At 71.7% G+C, this 14,746-nt stretch carries 10 protein-coding genes and 1 pseudogene; 5 read left to right on the top strand and 6 right to left on the bottom strand.

Going from position 1 to position 14,746, the window contains the following annotated elements; translation table 11 throughout:
• The first annotated feature begins 38 nt into the window (after nt 1-38).
• From ACH5AF_RS27445 to ACH5AF_RS27435, 3 genes and pseudogenes are all read left to right on the top strand, one after another.
• Entirely contained in the window at nt 39-2,228 is a 2,190-nt protein-coding gene (locus ACH5AF_RS27445) for a protein kinase (protein ID WP_398905179.1), read from the top strand.
• 41 nt (nt 2,229-2,269) lie between these two features.
• Nucleotides 2,270-2,464, top strand: a pseudogene (locus ACH5AF_RS27440) (short-chain dehydrogenase/reductase); the annotation flags it as partial.
• Nucleotides 2,465-2,743: 279 nt separating this feature from the next.
• Nucleotides 2,744-4,846 carry a serine/threonine-protein kinase gene (locus tag ACH5AF_RS27435; protein ID WP_398905178.1) on the top strand — a complete coding sequence of 701 codons (2,103 nt, stop codon included), beginning with the start codon at nt 2,744-2,746 and terminating at the stop codon, nt 4,844-4,846.
• Nucleotides 4,847-4,960: 114 nt separating this feature from the next.
• On the opposite strand, the gene ACH5AF_RS27430 is transcribed toward ACH5AF_RS27435, so the two are convergent.
• Nucleotides 4,961-6,244 carry an adenylosuccinate synthase gene (locus ACH5AF_RS27430; RefSeq protein ID WP_398905176.1) on the bottom strand — a complete coding sequence of 428 codons (1,284 nt, stop codon included), beginning with the start codon at nt 6,242-6,244 and terminating at the stop codon, nt 4,961-4,963.
• 153 nt (nt 6,245-6,397) lie between these two features.
• Between ACH5AF_RS27430 and ACH5AF_RS27425 the strand changes: the two genes are divergently transcribed.
• On the top strand, nt 6,398-7,213 hold the full coding sequence (locus ACH5AF_RS27425) for a diacylglycerol kinase (protein WP_398905175.1): 816 nt from the start codon (nt 6,398-6,400) through the stop codon (nt 7,211-7,213).
• A 189-nt stretch (nt 7,214-7,402) separates the two neighbouring features.
• On the top strand, nt 7,403-9,214 hold the full coding sequence (locus tag ACH5AF_RS27420; protein ID WP_398905174.1) for an FG-GAP repeat domain-containing protein: 1,812 nt from the start codon (nt 7,403-7,405) through the stop codon (nt 9,212-9,214).
• 287 nt (nt 9,215-9,501) lie between these two features.
• Here ACH5AF_RS27420 and ACH5AF_RS27415 read toward each other — a convergent pair whose 3' ends face one another.
• From ACH5AF_RS27415 to ACH5AF_RS27395, 5 genes are all read right to left on the bottom strand, one after another.
• Nucleotides 9,502-10,707: a cytochrome P450 gene (locus ACH5AF_RS27415; RefSeq protein WP_398905172.1), complete on the bottom strand. Its 1,206-nt coding sequence runs from the start codon at nt 10,705-10,707 to the stop codon at nt 9,502-9,504.
• Between the two features lie 19 nt (nt 10,708-10,726).
• Nucleotides 10,727-11,386 carry a response regulator gene (locus ACH5AF_RS27410; RefSeq protein WP_398905171.1) on the bottom strand — a complete coding sequence of 220 codons (660 nt, stop codon included), beginning with the start codon at nt 11,384-11,386 and terminating at the stop codon, nt 10,727-10,729.
• Nucleotides 11,386-12,684: a sensor histidine kinase gene (locus tag ACH5AF_RS27405; RefSeq protein ID WP_398905169.1), complete on the bottom strand. Its 1,299-nt coding sequence runs from the start codon at nt 12,682-12,684 to the stop codon at nt 11,386-11,388. The genes ACH5AF_RS27410 and ACH5AF_RS27405 overlap by 1 nt, the downstream gene beginning before the upstream one ends.
• A gap of 92 nt (nt 12,685-12,776) precedes the next feature.
• Entirely contained in the window at nt 12,777-13,442 is a 666-nt protein-coding gene (locus ACH5AF_RS27400) for a response regulator (protein ID WP_398905167.1), read from the bottom strand.
• Nucleotides 13,439-14,746, bottom strand: coding sequence for a sensor histidine kinase (locus tag ACH5AF_RS27395; protein WP_398905165.1), 1,308 nt, complete (start codon nt 14,744-14,746; stop codon nt 13,439-13,441). The genes ACH5AF_RS27400 and ACH5AF_RS27395 overlap by 4 nt, the downstream gene beginning before the upstream one ends.

The following is a 14,746-nucleotide window of genomic DNA, read 5'->3' as shown; positions in this document are numbered from 1 at the left end:
GAGTGGGTTGTGCCGTATGGCCGTTGGGATCCCACGGCATGTCCAGGACGCCTGTGATCACGCTCGCTAGAGTGGCCGCCATGGCGGGGACGGCGGGACTCCTGGTGGGCGGGCGCTACCGGCTGGTCGAGCCGGTCGGGCACGGAGGCATGGGTCGTGTGTGGCGCGGCCACGACGAGACCCTCGACCGCGAAGTGGCGGTCAAGGAAGTGCTGTTGTCGGACCTGCCACCCGAGCTGCGCGACGAGGTGATCGCGCGCACCAAGCGCGAGGCACGAGCTGCCGCCCGGCTGCGCCACCCGGGCATCGTGACCGTCTACGACGTGACCGAGCACGACGGTGCGCCGTGGATCGTCATGGAGTTCCTCCCCGGGCCCTCGCTCGCCGCCCTCGTCGCCCGCGACGGCCGCCTGTCCCCGCAGCGGGCCGTCGAGATCGCTGCCGCCATGGTCGACGCCCTCGCGCACGCGCACGCCGCGGGTGTGGTGCACCGCGACCTGAAGCCCGACAACGTATTGCTGGCCGGGAGCCGTCCCGTCATCACCGACTTCGGCATCGCCCGCATCCTGGATGCGGCCACCCGCAACCTGACCAGGACGAACAGCATCATCGGCACCCCGCAGTACATGCCGCCCGAGCAGTTGGAGGGCAAGCGGGCGGAGGCGCCCGCCGACCTGTGGGCGCTGGGCGCGACGCTGTACACCGCGGTGGAGGGACGCCCGCCGTTCGACGGCCCGACACTGACGTCGATCATCGTCGCCGTCCTCACCCAGCCGTTGCCGACACCCCGGTACGCGGGGCCGCTGGCCGAGCTCCTCGGCGCCCTGATGGCCAAGGACCCGCAGCAGCGTCCGGACGCGGACGCGGTGGCCCTGCGCCTGAGCGCGCTGCGGCACGAGGGTGCCGGTCCGGCTGCGGAGGCGACGGAGGTCCCGGATCCGCGTACCGATCCGGTCGCGCCCGCACCGGAGCCGCTCCCCGTCCCGGACGCGCCCGCCGTGCGGGAGCGGCATCCCGATACGGCCGTGCTCACCGCACCGGGGCCGCGTCCCACCACTCCGGATGCGACGCCGGCCACCCCGTACCCGCACACCGCCCCCGGGGTGCCCACCACGCCGGACCTGCACTCGGCCCCCACCCAGAACGCTCCGTCGCCTGAGTCGCGTCCTGCGCCGACGCCCGAGGCGCGTCCTGCGCCGGCGCGTGAACCGACGCCCGAGCCGACGCGCGAGCCCACGGCTGCCACCGCACGCCGGCGGCCGAGTCGACGCGGCATCGTCCTCGGGGGCCTCGGCGTCCTGGCGACAGCGACGGGGGCGACCCTCGCGGTGCGCTACCTCCCCGGCGCAGAGCCCGACGACGTAGAGCCCACCCATGAGTTCATGCTCACCGGCCACGAGAACGGCGTGTTCTCCCTGGCGTTCAGCCCCGACGGCAGGACACTCGCCAGCGGCAGCAGCGACAACACCGTACGGCTGTGGGACCTCGCCACCCGCACCACCACCGCGACCCTCACCGGCCACCGCGCCACGGTCCACGCACTCGCCTTCCACCCCGACGGGAAGACCCTGGCCTGCGGAGACGCGGACACCACGGTTCGGCTGTGGGACGTCGCCACCCGCACCACCACCGAGACCCTGTCCGACTACGGCGGCGCCGTGCAGTCGCTGGCCTACAGCCACGACGGCGAGATCCTGGCCAGTGACAACGGGGACACGGTCCGCCTGGGGGACGCCGCCTCCCTCACCGGCCACACCGACCTGGTCACTTCGGTGGCGTTCAGCCGCGACCGATCATCTGTCGCCAGCGGCAGCAGCGACAGGACCGTGCGGCTGTGGGACCTCGACACCCGCACGAGCACGGCAACGCTCTCCGGCCACACCGACGTCGTGTACACCGTGGCGTTCGCCCCTGACGGCAGGACACTCGCCAGTGCAGGCGCGGACGGCACGGTCCGCCTGTGGGATCTCGCCACCCGCACCACCACCGCGACCCTCACCGGCCACACCGACTACATCACGTCGATCACCTTCAGCCCCGACGGCACGTACCTCGCCAGCGCGGCCTTCGACAAAGCCGTACGTATCTGGAAGGTCGCGAGCCCCAAGAGCGCAGCCACCCGCACCGGCCATACCGACCGCGTCATGTCGGTCGCCTTCAGCCCTGACGGCAGGACGCTCGCCAGCGCGAGCCTGGACCGGACCGTCCGCCTGTGGAAGCTGCCCTGAAGAGACCCTGACCCCTCAGAGCGCCTGGGCGACCCGGGCCGCTGCCCGTGCGTAGTGGACGCGCTATCACCGAGGCGGTGGTCGGTACGGGCGACGTCGTGGTCGCCGCCGCCCGTCGCGTCGAGTCGCTGGACGACCTGGCCGCCGCGCACCCCGACCAGGTCGAGGCCGTGGCGCTGGACGTCACCGACGGCGCGGCGATCGACGCGGTCGTGGCGGACGTCGCCGAGCGGCACACAGCGACGACACCACCACGCGTCAGGCCCCCGATGACCTCAGCGTTGTCCTTGACGAGGCCATGCGGGCGATCCGGTGAGCTGGGCTGCGGCCTCGCACCTGTCCAGCGCTCGCCCGGTGAGCCCCGACCCCCGCCCGCCACCACCTGCTGGGCGGCCTCCAGAAGGCGCGGCGCACCCCCACCCACCAGACGGCCCCCCAGGTCACGAGCGGGAAGCAGACGTTCCCGAGCCCGCATCAGCCAATGCGCCGTCCCGTGACTGTGCAAGGATCGGCGCGTGGATGAGCTGACACTTGACGATCCGTCACATATCGGCCCGTACAGACTTCTCGCGCGCCTCGGCGCAGGGGGCATGGGTGAGGTCTATCTGGCCCGCTCGGCCGGTGGCCGGACCGTAGCCGTGAAGCTCGTCCGGGCCGAACTCGCCTCCGAGCCCGAGTTCCGCAGGCGGTTCGCCCAGGAGATAGCGTCCGCCCGTCGCGTCGGCGGCGAGTGGACCGCGCCGGTGCTGGACGCGGACACCGACGCCGCCATGCCCTGGGTCGCCACCGGATACGTTCCCGGGCCGTCGCTGCACGCGGTGATCGCCGGACGGGCGGAGCCGCTGCCCGAACTTTCCGTCCGGATCCTCGCCAATCGTCTCGCCCAGGCGCTCACCGCCGTCCACAAGGCCGGGCTGATCCACCGCGATCTCAAGCCCGCCAACATCCTGGTGACCATCGACGGCCCGCGCGTGATCGACTTCGGGATCGCCCGCGCGCTCGACGCGGTGACCGCCGACGGCAAGCTGACCCGTACCGGCGCGGTGATCGGCTCGCCCGGCTACATGTCCCCGGAGCAGGTGCGCGGCGAGCCGCTCACCCCGGCCTCCGACGTGTTCTCGCTCGGCTCGGTGCTGGCCTTCGCCGCCACCCGCCGTCAGCCGTTCGGCTCGTCGGACAGCGGGATGCACGCGGTGATGTACCGCATCGCCCAGGAGGAGCCGGACCTGACGGACCTCCCGGACGGGCTGTCGGAGCTGGTGCGGGGCTGCCTCGCCAAGGACCCGGCAGCCCGGCCCACCCCGGCGGATCTCGTGGCCCGCACGGCCGCGGATGCTGTCGACGCGGACGACGAGCCCTGGCTGCCGGCCGGGCTCATCGCGGAACTGGGCCGCCGGGCGGCCCAGTTGCTGGACTCGGAGGCGCCCGGGACCCGGGCCGTACCCCCGCCGCCCACCGTTCCCCCGGCACCCTCGCACACTCCCGCTACCTCGCCGCTCCCGCCGGCCGCCGTGCCCGTCCCGGAGCCGGAACCCACGCCGCCGCCGACACCCGTTCCAACACCGGCACCGGCACCGGCACCGACACCGACACCCGCTCCGACACCGGCACCGGCACCGGCACCGACACCCGCTCCGACACCGGTGGCGCCGCAGCCGGCAGTCTTCGGCGCACCGCTTCCGGCGCCGGCACCGGCCCCCGCGCCGGCACGCCGCAGGCGCACAGGGCTGGTCCTCGGCTCCGCCGCTCTGGCCGTCGCGCTGCTGGCCGGAGGCATCACGTACGCGGCCCTGAACCTGGGCGACGGCAAGAAGGACGACAAGAACAGCGCCGGGGGTGGATCCACGACCCCGGACGAGTCCGCCGACAACACCACCGACGACCCCGCGGCAGACCCCACCACCAGCGACCCCGCCGCGGCCCCCTCGGCCTCCGTCGCGGGCTCGATCGACAAGGAGTACCTAGGCACCTGGCAGGGGCAGGGCAAGGATTCCGAGGGCACCATCGTCTCGTTCCGCCGCTTCACCATCACCCAGGGCGTCGAGGGCGAGGACGTCGCCACGACCTTCAGCTCCTTCGACACCATGCTCTGCACGGACGCCGCCAAGCTGGTCTCGTTCGACAATCTGATGGTCCTGGAGGCGCGCGCGGTCACCAGCCTCCCCGAGGACAGCTGCTCGGACGGGGGCGAACAGACCCTGCGCCTGCGCGACGACGGTTCACTCACCTGGACCAGCGGCGACGGCGACGAGACCGCGATCCTCACCAGGACCCAGCCGTCCACGACCCCGATCCCGACCGCCTTCCTCGGCACCTGGGACCGGGTGGACTCCGAGCCCGAGAAAAGCCTCTCCCTCGTCCTGGAGCAGGGCGCGTACGGCGACGTCGTCGCCAAGTGGACCAATGACGGCCCCTCCTACCACTGCGAGTGGGAGTCCGTCCTCGTGGACGCCAACAGCACCGGTCTGCGCCTGGGGCCGTCGATCGTGACGGTGTCGGAACCGGCCGACGAGTGCGAGGACAGCGGTACGGAGTACATGCGGCTGAAGAGCGCCGACGAGGTCGTCATCGACGAGGTCGGCGAGGACACCCCCACCACCTACCGCCGCACCGGCTGACGCCCGCTCGTCCGGCGGGAACCGACGCGAAGGCCCCGGACGCCGATCCGCGTCCGGGGCCTCGCACCATATCCGTCGTGCCCGGCAGGCCTGCAGAGCAGCAGGCCTACAGGCCTACAGGAACGAGTTGATCTCGATCGTCTCGGTCCGGCCGGGGCCGACGCCGATCGCGGAGATCGGCGCGCCGGACATCTCCTCCAGCGCCTTCACATAGTCCTGCGCGTTCTTCGGCAGGTCGTCGAAGGTCTTCGCCTTGGTGATGTCCTCCGACCAGCCCGGCAGCATCTCGTACACCGGCTTCGCGTGGTGGAAGTCCGTCTGCGAGTACGGCAGCTCCTCGACGCGCTTGCCGTCGATCTCGTACGCCACGCAGACCGGGATCTGCTCCCAGCCGGTCAGCACGTCCAGCTTGGTGAGGAAGAAGTCCGTCAGGCCGTTGACCCGGGTCGCGTAGCGCGCGATGACCGCGTCGAACCAGCCGCAGCGGCGGTCGCGGCCGGTGGTGACGCCCCGCTCGCCGCCGATGCGGCGCAGCGCCTCGCCGTCCTCGTCGAACAGCTCGGTCGGGAACGGGCCGGCGCCGACGCGGGTCGTGTACGCCTTGAGGATGCCGATGACCCGGCTGATCTTCGTCGGTCCCACGCCCGCGCCGGTGCAGGCGCCGCCCGCGGTCGGATTGGAGGAGGTGACGAAGGGGTACGTGCCGTGGTCGACGTCGAGCAGGGTGCCCTGGCCGCCCTCGAAGAGGACGACCTTGCCCTCGTCGATGGCGTTGTTCAGGATCAACGTGGTGTCGGCGACATACGGCTTGATCTGCTCCGCGTACTGGAGCATCTCCTCGACGATCCTGGCCGGCTCGATCGCGCGGCGGTTGAAGACCTTGGCGAGCAGCTGGTTCTTGGACTCCAGCGCCGCCTCGACCTTCTGGGTCAGGATCGACTCATCGTAGAGGTCCTGGACGCGGATGCCGGTGCGGTTGATCTTGTCGGCGTACGTCGGGCCGATGCCGCGGCCGGTCGTGCCGATCTTGCGCTTACCAAGGAACCGTTCCGTCACCTTGTCGATGGTGACGTTGTACGGAGTGATCAGGTGGGCGTTTCCGCTGATCAGCAGCTTGCTCGTGTCGATGCCGCGGTCGTTCAGCCCGCTCAGCTCGGAGAGCAGAACCGCAGGGTCCACGACGACGCCGTTGCCGATGACCGGAGTACATCCGGGCGAGAGGATTCCGGAAGGGAGGAGATGCAGCGCATACTTCTGATCGCCGACGACCACAGTGTGGCCGGCGTTGTTACCACCCTGGTAACGCACCACATAGTCCACGGATCCACCGAGGAGGTCGGTGGCCTTTCCCTTGCCCTCGTCACCCCACTGAGCACCGAGCAGCACAAGTGCGGGCACAGGCGTACACCCCTTCCGGGCGGGGCAAGACCAAGGTCAGGGGGCCGAAGCCGTGCCTGAGTATTCGGACCGGTTGCCCCGGAATAGACGAAGCCCCTGGCGCAATAGCGCAAGGGGCTCTTGCACAAAGATGCTACCCGAGGAAGGACCGAGGTGTCGGATCACGACCAGCTGCTGGTGGTCATCGACCCGGTCGCCCGCCGAATGGACGGCGAGTCCGTACGTATCGCGAAAGATGTGCTGTGCGGGGGCTCGGAGGCGAAAATCTGTCTGCCCGACGGGCCGGAGGAATTTGCCAGGGCCCTCGCGCGGCGGGGCCAGCGGCGGCCGGTCGTGGTCGGCGACGACCGCGCTCTGCTGCGCGCCGTCGGCCTTCTGCACCGCGACCGCTGGCTCGGTGACGGCGCACTCGCGCTGGTCCCCGTGGGCGCCGCGGTACAACTGGCGCACTCGCTCGGCGTGCCCGCCGGACCCGTCGCGGCGGCGCGGGCGGTGCTCGACGGAGTGGTGCGCAGGCTGGATCTGCTGGTCGACGAGTCCGACGGCGTGGTGCTGGGCGGCCTGTCGATCCCGGCGGTGCGGGCGGCGGCGCGGGCCGAGGCGTCCGTGTGGAACGCCTGCCGTTCGCTGGTCCGCACCCTGGTGCGCCCCGCTCCGCCGTCACCGGCGGCGCGGCGTGCGCACCGGCTGCGTGTGGAGGCGGACGGGGTCCTGCTGGCGGACCTGGACCGCCCGGTCGAGGGCGTGACGGTCCGGGCGGACCGCGACGGCCGCGCGGAGATCCTCGTCCGGCATCCCGCCATCCCGGAGCCGGTCCGCACCAGCGCTTTGACGGTGACGGTGTCGGGCCCCGACTTCCGCTACCGCGCGGACACCCATGTGACGGGCCCGGTCCGCACCCGCACCTGGACGGTGCGGCCGGGGGCGTGGGGGCTCACGCTGCCGGCGGCGCAGGCGGCGGAGACGTAGGTCCGGTCGCGGGCCGGGCTGCCCCACCGAGGGTGCGGGCCAGGGCACGGCGCCTGGGGGCGGCGGGCCGACGCGTGGGGGGCGAGCCGGCCGCGCGTTCTCGTACAACCAAGTCGCCCGGTCGGTGGTCGGACCGGGTGGGACGCACCGGTCGTGTCCCAGCCCATTCGCGCAGGAGGAACACGTCCCTTGCTCTCCCTACACACCGGCCGGCGGCGTCTTGGCGCCGCCGTCGCCACCGTTCTCGCCGTCACGCTCGGCGCGGGCTCGCTGACCACCACCCAGGTACATGCGACAGAGGTCACTGCCGCGCAGGAGGGGCCGAGCAGTCTTCTCCCGATGGTGCCCGGCGCCTGGCTGGTATCTGCGGGCCCCCGAGGCTTCTTGACGCACGTCCCGCACTACGGCGAGGACGGGAAGTTCCGATGGACCCCGTACGAGGGCGGGGCGACGCGCGACCACCACTTCGACACGATCGAGGGGAGCGCCCAGACATCCGGGGACATGGTCGCCACATTCAGCGAAATTTTCGGGAACGAGGCGGTGGACATGTCCACCGGCACATCCTTCCGCATGCGGCCGGTTGACGACGGGCTGGACAGCTTCTACGCCGGCACCGCGGGCTCGGCCCTCTTCATCCGCGGGTACACGCGTCTGTGGCTGCAGACCAAGGACACCGAACCCCGCGTTGTGCAGGGCCTGCCGGAGAAGGCCTCTTACGGCTCGGTGCGGCCGGGCGACGCCACGCACGGCCTGATCAGCTTCCGGACCGCGGAAGGCGAGCAGCGCCTCGGCCTGATCAACCTGACCGACGCCACCCTCACCCAGCCCTACCCTCACCAGGCGCGCAACCCCGTGATCTCCGGCAACCGTCTGGCCTGGGTGGAGGACGACACCGCCACGAACACGCTCCGTGTGGTCGTCCGCGACCGGACCAGCGGCGCCGACACGATCGTCCCCGTGCCGGGGACCACGTCAGGTGCGGAGCTGAAGATCAGCCTGCTCGGCGACTGGGTGACGTACGGGGCGACGGCCCTTCACATCAGCACCGGCGAGAAGGTCACGCTCCTCGACCGTGTCGACGCCTCGTTCACCACCCCTGACGGCTCGGCCCAGATCGTCCAGGGCGGCCTCGCCGGCCAGGGCGAGGGCATCTTCCGCGTCTCACCCGGCACGGACGGACGGCCGGCCGTGCGGCTCCTCGCCCACGCCGGCACTCCCACCTCCGCCCTGCACGACTTCGACAACAACGGTCTCGCCGACCTGCTGGGCCGGGACGCCTCGGGCGCACTGTGGCGGGACAGCCCCAAGGACGGACACCAGCGGTCGCGGATCGGCGACGGCTGGCAGATCTACGACAAGATCGAGACCGTCGGCGACATCGCGGGGCGGTACAGCCCCGGCTTCACCCCCGAGCTCGTCGCCCGCGACAAGGACGGTGTGCTCTGGCTGTACGAGGGCCGAGAGGACGGCGGCTTCGACAAGCGAGTGCGGATCGGCTCAGGCTGGCAGACGTACGCCCACATCACCGGCGGCAGCGACCTCACCGGTGACGGCCGCCCCGACGTCGCCGCCATCGACAGGACCGGAGTCCTCTGGCTCTACCGGAGCACCGGCGACACCGCCCGCCCCTTCGAGACCCGCAAGCGCATCGGCACCGGCTGGAACATCTACAACCAGCTCAGCGCCGTCGGAAACCTCGCCGGTGGACCCGCCGGAGACCTCGTCGCCCGCGACAAGGACGGCGTCCTGTGGCTCTACCTGGGCAAGGGCGACGGCACCTACACCCAGCGCACGAGGATCGGCGGCGGCTGGCAGACCTACTCCCAGCTCATCGGCACCGGCGACGTCGACCACGACGGCAAGGCCGACCTCTTCGCCCACCACCGCAGCACCAACACCGTCTACCTCTACTCCGGTACCGGCGACCGCCACCGCCCCTTCACGTCCCGCGCGATCTCGGACGCCCACACGGGCAACACGTACAACCACATGAGCTGAACCGGGAGCCTGACCGGGCGTGGCACCTGCCACGCCCGGCGCAACGGCCACGCCCAGGATCTCGCCATGGCCCCCCGCGCCCTGGCGGGCGCGTGCTTCGGGGCTCCGCCCCGGGCCCCCGCGCCTCAATCGCCGGCGGGGCTGGATCTTGCGGAGACAAATCAGCCCGTCTGGGGGCCCCTCCCACGGCCGCCAGGCCGTAGGGGGAGATTGAGGACGCCGCGCGAAGCGCGGTACGGGGTCCGGGGCGATGCCCCGGTTACGGGAAAGGGCGGGGTGGGGAAAGGTCACAGCTCCACGCGCAGCTCCCGCACCCCCCTGATCACGAACCCCGGCTTCCACTCCGGCTCCGCGACGAGCCTCATCCGCGGTGCCTCCCGCAGCAGTTCCCCGAACGACGCCGCCAGTTCGATCCGCGCGAGCGGGGCGCCCAGGCAGTAGTGGATGCCCGCTCCGAAGCTCACGTGCGGGTTGTCGGTGCGCGCGAGGTCCAGGTCGTCCGGGCGGGCGAAGCGCTCGGCGTCACGGTTCGCCGAGCCGAACAGCAGCGCCAGTTCGGAGCCGCGCGGGATCACCGTCCCGTCGATCTCGATGTCGTCGAGCACCCAGCGCTCGAAGAGCTGGAGCGGGGTGTCGTATCGCATCAGTTCTTCCACAGCTGTGGACAACAGCGAGTGGTCGGCCCGCAGCTCCGCCAGCTGCTCGGGGTGGCGGAAGAGCGTCCACCAGCCGTTGGCCGTCGTGTTGACCGTCGCCTCGTGGCCCGCGTTCAGCAGCAGCACACACGTGGAGACCATCTCCTGCTCACTGAGCCGGTCACCCTCCTCGTGCGCCGCGATGAGCGCCGAGATCAGGTCCTCGCCCGGCGCCGCACGCCGCTGGGCGATCAATTCGCGCAGGTAGGCGCTGAATTCGAGCGAAGCCCGTACCGCCCGCGCCGCCGTCTCCCCGGACGGGTTCAGCTCGTACATCCCACAGATGTCCGCCGACCACGGCCGCAACAGGCCCCGGTCCGACGCGGGAATGCCGAGCATCTCCGCGATCACCGCGACCGGCAGCGGCTCGGCGACCTCCGCCAGGAGGTCGCCCCCGCCCGCGCGCCTGAAATCCGCGACCAAGTCCGCCGCGAGCCTGCGCACCACGGGCTCGAGCGTCTGCACGGTCCGGGGTGTGAACGCCTTGGTCACCAGGCGTCTGATCCGGGTGTGGTCGGGGGCCTCCAGGTCGAGGAGCCCGTGGTCGTTCAGCGTGTGGAACGGCTCGTGCGCCGCGGGCGGCGGCGTCCGGCCGAACTCCTCGTGCGTGAAGCGGTGCAGATAGGTGCGTCCGAGCCGCCGGTCGCGCAGCAGTGCCGACACATCGGCGTGGTGCGGCACCAGGAACTGCCGCGTCGGCTCGAACCAGTGCACCCGGCCCCGCGCCCTCAGCTCGGCGAGGGCCGGATACGGATCGGCGGCGAAGGCGGGGGACCAGGGGGCGAACGGGACGTCCATGACGGGACGCTAACCCCGCCTACGACGGCGTGACCAGCCTCGCCTCGTACGCGAACACCGCCGCCTGCGTCCGGTCCCGCAGCCCCAGCTTCACCAGGACCCTGCTCACATGCGTCTTGATCGTGGACTCGGCGACGACCAGGTGGGAGGCGATCTCCGCGTTCGACAGGCCCTGCGCGATCAGCACCAGGACCTCCGTCTCGCGCTCGGTCAGGTCGCCGACCTGGGTCATCGCGGCCGGGCGCGGATTCTCGGCGAGCCGGGAGAATTCGGTGATCAGCCGCCGTGTGACCGTCGGCGCGAGCAGCGCCTCGCCCGCCGCGACCACCCGCACCCCGTCGGCGAGCTGCCGGGCGGAGGCGTCCTTCAGCAGGAAGCCGGACGCCCCGGCCCGCAGCGCCTGGTACACGTACTCGTCCAGGTCGAACGTGGTCAGCACCAGCACCTTCGCCCCGCTGTCGGCGGCCACGATCTCGCGGGTGGCCTCGATGCCGTTCAGCTCGGGCATGCGGATGTCCATCAGGACGACGTCGGGCACCAGTTCGGCGACCCGGCGCACGGCCTCGCGGCCGTTGACCGCCTCGCCGACGACCTCGATGTCGGGCATGGCGTTCAGCAGGACCGAGAAGCCCTCGCGGACCATGGCCTGGTCGTCGACGATGAGCACGCGGATCGTCATCACATCTCCTGGGCGGGGGTGGCGGCGACGGGGATGAAGGCGGTCACCTCGTACCCGCCCTCCTCGGTCGGCTCGGCGGTCATCTCGCCGTTCAGCATCGCCACACGCTCCCGCATGCCGGTGATGCCGTGGCCGGCGCCCGGGGAGGGCTTGGCCGGCCCCCGGGGTGCCGTGTTCACCACGCGCAGGCCCAGGCCGCCCAGCACATAGGAGATCTCGACCCGGGCGGTGGAGCCAGGGGCGTGCCGCAGCGCGTTGCTCAGTGCCTCCTGGATGATCCGGTACGCGGACAGCTCGACGCCCTGGGGCAGCTCGCGCACCGCACCCGTGACCGTCTTCTCCGTCTCCAGGCCGGCGTCGCGGACGCCTGCGAGCAGGGTGTCGAGGTCGGTGAGCATCGGCTGCGGCGCGTCGGGGGCCTCGTAGTCCTCGGCCCGTACGACTCCGAGGATGCGGCGCAGTTCGGTCAGCGCGGCCACCGCGTTCTCGCGGATCGTGGCGAACGCCCGCTCCAGCTCCTCCGGCGGGTTCTCCACCCGGTACGGCGCTGCCTCGGCCTGGATCGCGACGACGGACATGTGGTGCGCGACCACGTCGTGCAGTTCGCGGGCGATGGTGGTGCGCTCCTCCAGCAGTGTGCGCCGGTCGCGCTCGACGGCGGTCACGGTCTGCTGGACGGCGACCTCCTGCTCCGCGTGGCGGCGGATCAGCAGCATGCTGACGAACAGCAGGGACACGGCGGACGTGAAGAGCATGGCCGGGGCGTCGGAGCTGTAGCCGTGGCCGAGGACCGTGTCGGCGAAGACCGAGTACGCGGCGGTGATGAACCACATCCAGCCGGCCGTGCGCGGCCGGGTCCGCATGGCAACCACGATCAGCACCGTGAGGTGGGACAGGAAGCCGGCGGGCGACCAGGGCCAGTCCCGGTCGGAGCCGCCCAGCACGCTCACGAACGGTGTGCTCAGGATCGACACCCACCAGGCGCCGACCGGCCTGATCAGCGTTATCGCCACGGCGCCCGTCGGGACGAGTGCGAACAGCAGATCGCCGAAGTCACCGTCGCCGCTCGCGCCCGCCAGCAGCAGCACGCAGAAGGCGACGAACAGCACGACGGCGTGCGGCAGCCACACCGCGCCCCTGCGTATCCGCTCGCCCGGCAGCCGCCTGACCAGCGGCCCGTCGGCGCGCAGCGGCGGCAACGGCCGGTAGGCGAACGCGTCGTGGAAGAGGTCCTGGCGGAGGCCGCTGAGCGCCCCTTGGGCCAGGCGGTACTCGGGGCTTCGGGTCTTCTCGGTCACGTGAGAAAGGTAAGCGGAGCGCAGCGCGGGGTCGTCAGCATCGTTATGGATCCTGCGGCATCCGTCCTGAGGACTACCTGGTGGGACGCGCCTCAGTAGCCGGCCGGGCGCACCAGGCCCGTCTCGTACGCGAACACCGCCGCCTGGGTACGGTCGCGCAGGCCCAGTTTCACCAGGATCCTGCTCACGTGCGTCTTCACGGTCTGCTCGGCGACGACGAGGGCATGGGCTATCTCCGCGTTGGACAGGCCCTGGGCGATGAGGGACAACACCTCCGTCTCCCGTTCGGTCAGATCGCCGACGCGCTCCCTGAGCGGGGCGCGGGGAGGGCCGGCCGTCCGGGAGAACTCGGTGATCAGCCGCTTGGTGATGTTCGGCGAGAGCAACGCGTCCCCGGCGGCCACGACCCGCACGGCGTGCGCCAGTTCGTCGGCCGACGCGTCCTTGAGCAGAAAACCGGAGGCGCCGGCGCGCAGCGCCTCGTAGACGTACTCGTCGAGGTCGAAGGTCGTCAGCACGAGCACTTTGGTCCCCGGGTCGTCCGCGACGACGCGGCGGGTGGCGTCGATGCCGCCGAGCTCGGGCATCCGGATGTCCATCAGCACCACGTCGGGCCGCAGTTCGGCAGCCCTGGCCACGGCGTCGAGGCCGTCCACGGCCTGGCCGACGACCTCGATGTCCGGCTCGGCGTTCAGCAGCACGGTAAAACCCTGCCGGACCATCATCTGGTCGTCGGCGACCAGCACGCGGATCGTCATTTCGCTGTCTCCCCCTTGGCAGGTGTGTCTCCCGGCAGGAAGGCCGTCACCTCGTAGCCCCCGTCCGGTGTGGGCCCGGTCGCGAGGTCGCCGCCGAGCATGGCGGCCCGCTCGCGCATGCCCAGCAGTCCGTGCCCGGCGCCCGGTGAGCGCGGGGCGGGGACGCGGGGTGCGGTGTTGGTGACCCGGACGCGCAGCCCGGGCCTCGAGAAGGCGAGCTCGATGCGCACCTTCGTGCCGGACGCGTGCCGGATCGCGTTGCTCAGCGCCTCCTGGACGATCCGGTACGCGGACAGCTCCACGCCCGGCGCGAGCGGACGCGGTTCACCCGTCGACGTGCGGGTGACGCTCAGTCCGGCGGCCCGCGCGTTCTCGACGAGGGCGTCGAGGCGGGCGAGCGTGGGCAGCGGGGCATGCGGGGCGCTCTCGGCCGCCGCCGGGTCCTCCGAGCGCAGGACGCCGAGGACGCGGCGAAGCTCGGTGAGGGCGTCGAGCGCGTTCTGCCGGATGCCGGCGAGATTCTCCTTGAGCTCGTCGGTGGGCTCCCGCACCAGGTGCGGGGCGACCTGCGCCTGGATGGAGATCACCGACATGTGATGGGCGACGACGTCGTGGAGCTCGCGGGCGATCCGGTTGCGCTCCTCCAGCACCGTGCGCCGGGTGCGCTCCTCGGCGGTCAGCACCTCCTGCTCGACCAGTGCGGCACGCGCCTGGCGGCGGCCGCGCAGGGCTGTGCCGAGCAGCACGACGACCGTGCACAGGACGACCGCGACCACCCCGGTGGACTGGTAGTCGGCCGCGCCCAGCAGGCCCTGGACGGCATAGGTGAGGAACGCCGTCAGACCCAGTGCCGCCGCGCACACCCGGGTGCGCACCCGCAGTGCGAGCAGCAGCAGCACGGCCATGTGCCCCAGGATCCCGGCCGGTGTCCAGGGCCAGGTGAAGCCGTCTGCGTTGCCTGTGAGCAGCTGGTGGCGCACCAGGACGGCGCCCACCACCGTGGCCGCCGTCGACAGCCACCACGCCGCGACCGGCCGCCGCAGCGCGAGTACCACCGCACCGCCCTGAGCGAACCCGATCAGGAAGCCGAGCTGGGGGCCGAGACCGCCGTTGTCCACCAGCTGTGTCACGCCGCCGAACGTGATCCCGAACGCGGCGATGCAGAGCAGACCGTGCGGGAGCCAGCGCAGCCAGACGAGGGGCGGCAGCGGATCCGGCCGGAAGGTCCACAGCCCCTCCCACAGCACCCGCAGCCAGCTCAGAAGACCTCGCGGGAAGGCGAGTTGGGGCCCCGTGGTCGTCAC

Origin of the sequence: Streptomyces sp. NPDC018833, assembly GCF_044390825.1 — a bacterium.
In the GTDB taxonomy this organism is placed as follows: Bacteria; Actinomycetota; Actinomycetes; order Streptomycetales; family Streptomycetaceae; genus Streptomyces.
This window is presented reverse-complemented; position numbering and strand designations above follow the sequence as displayed.

Coding starts and splice junctions, on each gene's coding strand:
- ACH5AF_RS27400 (WP_398905167.1), bottom strand. CDS start 13,442: ATGACGATCCGCGTGCTGGTCGCCGACGACCAGATGATGGTCCGGCAG.
- ACH5AF_RS27445 (WP_398905179.1), top strand. CDS start 39: ATGTCCAGGACGCCTGTGATCACGCTCGCTAGAGTGGCCGCCATGGCG.
- ACH5AF_RS27410 (WP_398905171.1), bottom strand. CDS start 11,386: ATGACGATCCGCGTGCTCATCGTCGACGACCAGGCCATGGTCCGCGAG.
- ACH5AF_RS27415 (WP_398905172.1), bottom strand. CDS start 10,707: ATGGACGTCCCGTTCGCCCCCTGGTCCCCCGCCTTCGCCGCCGATCCG.